The 4,100-nt window shown below is 32.2% G+C and carries 3 protein-coding genes; 2 read left to right on the forward strand and 1 reads right to left on the reverse strand.

Annotation, left to right across the window (positions count from 1 at the left end; genetic code table 11):
- Positions 1-1,102: 1,102 nt before the first annotated feature.
- On the forward strand, positions 1,103-1,336 hold the full coding sequence (locus DJ93_RS00005; protein WP_042978598.1) for a hemolysin XhlA family protein: 234 nt from the start codon (positions 1,103-1,105) through the stop codon (positions 1,334-1,336).
- Positions 1,337-1,731: 395 nt separating this feature from the next.
- Positions 1,732-2,952 carry a MobV family relaxase gene (gene mobV, locus DJ93_RS00010; RefSeq protein ID WP_277620665.1) on the forward strand — a complete coding sequence of 407 codons (1,221 nt, stop codon included), beginning with the start codon at positions 1,732-1,734 and terminating at the stop codon, positions 2,950-2,952.
- A gap of 77 nt (positions 2,953-3,029) precedes the next feature.
- Here the strand turns inward: mobV and DJ93_RS00015 are convergent, their stop codons facing one another.
- Positions 3,030-3,584, reverse strand: coding sequence for a replication/maintenance protein RepL (locus DJ93_RS00015; protein WP_042978599.1), 555 nt, complete (start codon positions 3,582-3,584; stop codon positions 3,030-3,032).
- Between the last annotated feature and the right edge of the window lie 516 nt (positions 3,585-4,100).

Below are 4,100 nucleotides of genomic sequence, written 5' to 3' on the forward strand. Positions count from 1 at the left end.
AAAAACAAGGGGAAAAATATATCTTTATAAGATATCAAAAAAAAAGAACAAGCATATATTGTATTAAGTTCAGCCAATCTCCTTATAAAAAAAGAACCCTATTATTTAATAATAGGGTTCTTTTTGAGAGCACCGTTAAAGAATAATTCTACACCACATTTTACACTTATTATTGTGTATATTATTCTTATATTCATTCAAAATTGACAAGATAAAAACTTTTCTATTACTAAAAAGGCTTTTCTTCATTGCATCGAGAAATTCGGCAGGTATGGGCATGTTGCCAAGTCGAACCGCCTAGATTAACTGTTCATGAATACTTTTTCACTCTATATTTTTATGACATTAAAAAGGGCAAGCGCTTCGCTTCACTTCACACTCAAAAACAAAGGAAAATGAACAAATTAAAAAATATTGAATAAAATAGGAAGACCTACTTTTAAGTGTGAATATAAAAAAACCAAAAGTTATATATAAACTTTTGGTTTTTTTATTGGAGATTAAATTACAAGGATCTCTACAGGCTATTGTTGAGCACTCATAGTTCTTTTTAAAAGGGATTAATCCATCACATTTGTTAAATGAATAATTCATGATGTCCCCTTTCGCTTGCTATATTATAAGGTAATTTATTAAGTAGGCCGTTGTATATTGTTAGTATATGCAGGGTACAAAAATGTGTATATAACTAGATAAGCCTTTCTTTATTTTTTGGCTTGACATATAAAAAGAACCCTATCAAATATTAGGGTTCTTTTTATGGGTACACACAGTGAAGTATAACAATCTCTTATCATAATTAATATTATGTTCGTTGTGGTTATATTCATTCGAAAATGAAATTGCTAAACCGCTTGGATCAATTGTTTATGAATTAGTGTTTACTCAATATTGTATGACACTTAGAGGGGCTAGCCCCTCGCTGAATAAGGCAATTTAGATGAGACAAGCATATACTTAATAAATGACACAATATGTTTTATTTATTAAGTATAATCGTAATGGACGAGCACATTTGGGTGCTCTTTTTTTATATCATCATTCTTTAATTATCATATACATATAATGTATTAAAAATAATTTTAAAGGAGAAGTATGCCATATGACACAATTGGAGGAACTGGAAAAAGATGTCAATCTAATGAATCTAGATTTAAAAGCTATTCAACATGACATAAAAAATTTAGAAGCAAGAATCATAGTAGCTGAAAAAGATGTTTTAACTATTAATAAACAATTAGAAAAAATCAGTGCGAATACTACATGGATTTTACGATTAATCATAAGCGCATTGTTAACAGGAGTACTTGGTTTACTGATGAAAAACATATTATAAAAGAAAAAATGTGTTGGTCAATCAAAACGGACCTAGCGAAGCAAAGGGAGTATTTGACTTGACCAACCGAACGACACCCAAACCCTCTTGGCACTGAACAAACTACGGTTTGTTCCTGCCAACCGGCGAGGGAGCCCCTCAAGGATTGAGGGGTTGGGGAGTTTGATTAAGGGGGTCTGGGGAAAAGTTTCCCAGTGGGTTTGGGCAAAGCCCAAGGTCTTATTCAGCGAAGCTGAAATCCCCCTATGGGGGCACACTCTTTACGATAGTAAAGTATAGTGTGCTATACTTTACATGGAAATCCACCGAAAAAACAGTAGAGAAGTATATATACTTTATAGAGTAGTCGAGAACAATATAAAGAGAAAAAATAGGACAAGTTGAGGTGAGGATTCGTGAGTTTTGCCATTTGTAGAATGCAGAAATTTAAAATGCGAGATGTGAAGGGAATCCAGATTCATAATCAACGAGAAAAAGAGAGTCATACAAATCCTGATATTGAAAAAGAACAAAGTCATTTAAATTATGATTTACATAACGATCAATACATTGATTATTTAAGAACAGTGAAAGAAAAGATCGAACAGAATGTAGAAACCAATCGAGCAATTCGAAAAGATGCAGTTGTGATGTGTGAATTTATAGTAACAAGCGATAGGGGTTTTTTTGAACGTTTAAGTGAAAAAAATCCAGATTTTCAAAAAAAATTTTTTGAGGAAGCCTATAGCTTTCTTAGAGAACGCTATGGAGAACAAAACATTGTACATGCAGCCGTACATTTGGATGAAAAAACACCTCATATGCATGTGGGGATGGTTCCAGTAACTGAAGAAAAGAAATTATCAGCAAAACAGATTTTTAATCGTAAAGAGTTAGTTTCGCTTCAGGACGATTTCCATACTCATATGGTAGAGACAGGTTTTGATTTAGAGCGTGGTGTATCCAGTGATAAAAAGCACATCGAAACGACGCGTTTGAAGGCTTTAACAGCAAAAGAAGAAGTACAAGTGTTAGAAGATACTCTTTTAGAGAAAGAGTTAGAGAAACAACAAATAGAGAAATCTATGCAACAGATGAAAAATCGTTTAAATGATTTAAAAAGGGCAGTTGATGTTGGGAAAAAAGTAGAAAACATGTCTGTGAAAGAAAAAGGAGGTCTCATACGCTCCAAAACTGTTGAAATTAGCCCAGAAGATTTTCAAAGGATTAAAACCCTTGCGAAAGCTTCAGAGGCCTTTAAAAGAGAAAATGAGACGTTACAGAAACAAAATCATGCTTTGAAAGTGAATAATACAGATTTACATACAACTGTAAAACGTTTAGAGAAAGAGAAAAAAGAATTAGAACCATATAAAGCGAAATATGAGAGACTACAAAAATTATTTACGCAAGTACAAGAATTCTATAAAGAGCGTGTTCCTCAAGGAATAGAGAGGTTTCAACAAATTGTAGGGTATTGCAAAAAGAAAGTGAATATTACTTTAAATCCCTTTAGTAATACTCGATTTAGTGAAAATAATTTAACAGAACACGAAAGAAAAGGATATGATCTTGCTTCAAAAGATTTGCAACAAAAAAAGAAAAATAGAAATAAAAATATGGATTTAGAACGATAAAAAGATACCAAAAAGTGCTCATAATTAAAGATTCACGAGTACTTTTTGGTATCTTTTTTATAAAATTTCTCTGTTTTTTATTTTAGGTTTTCTCTTTCTCTTAATGCTTTGAACCGATCGAATTGACTTTGATATTCGTAATCTTTGTTTTCCTTTTTGCTGACAAGAATTTTCCCGTCATATTTGGTGAATTTTTTCTTGTCATTTGAATCAGACCAAGCTAAATCTTCATTCACTACATAAACATTTGATGTCCCCATTTTTAAGACATTTAAAAAACCATTTTCTTCTAACAGTTTTATTGCTCTGTATACTGTTGATCTTGACTTTCTAAAGTAATCTTCAAAAACAGAATAAGAACATGCAAGAGCATTTCTGTTATCCATATGTTCTAAAATAAAAAATAATAATGAACTAGCAAAAGTATGATTAGACATTAGCCAACGTAATTCTGGCATATTATCACGATATAACTGAATAAAATTATGGTTCTTTTTTCTTTCTTCTTGTTGTTTTTCTTTTGTTTCATGTATTCCTTCAACTTCTACAAGCCTTTGAAGTTGTTTTAATTGTTCGGGAGTTAATTCAACAGTGATTTTTTTATCATTCAATTTTAACACCTCTGTTTGCATTTATAACATCTCCTTACCCTTTTTTAAATGTGTCATGAACTGTGATACATTTATGTATAATATATGACACATTATAGGTCAAAAAAGAAATATTATCAATCAAAAAAGAAACACTTCGTGTCAAACATGTGTCATAGCTTGTGACACATATACGTGTCACAAGCTATGACACATATCAAACTATGAAAACATTAATATATCAACTTTTTTACGGGTTCTCTTTCTATATCTCTTTATAGGCTTTTCTCCATACAAGGAATGGAGAGTATTTTTTGAGAAACCCACTCAAAAAATCTTCCTCCTTCCTCCTTGTATGGAGAAATTCGGCAGGTGATGGCATGTCGCCAAGCCGAACATACCAAAAACGAGGATTTAAGTAGCACGACTTGGACTAGCAATTGTACCTGCCGAACCGCCTAGATTAACTGTTCATGAATACTTTTTCACTCTATATTTTTATGACATTAAAAGGGGCTAGCCCCTCGCTTCGCTTCACCCCAGCCTTCACTTCACACC

It is taken from the genome of Bacillus clarus, from assembly GCF_000746925.1.
Classification (GTDB): Bacteria; Bacillota; Bacilli; order Bacillales; family Bacillaceae_G; genus Bacillus_A; species Bacillus_A clarus.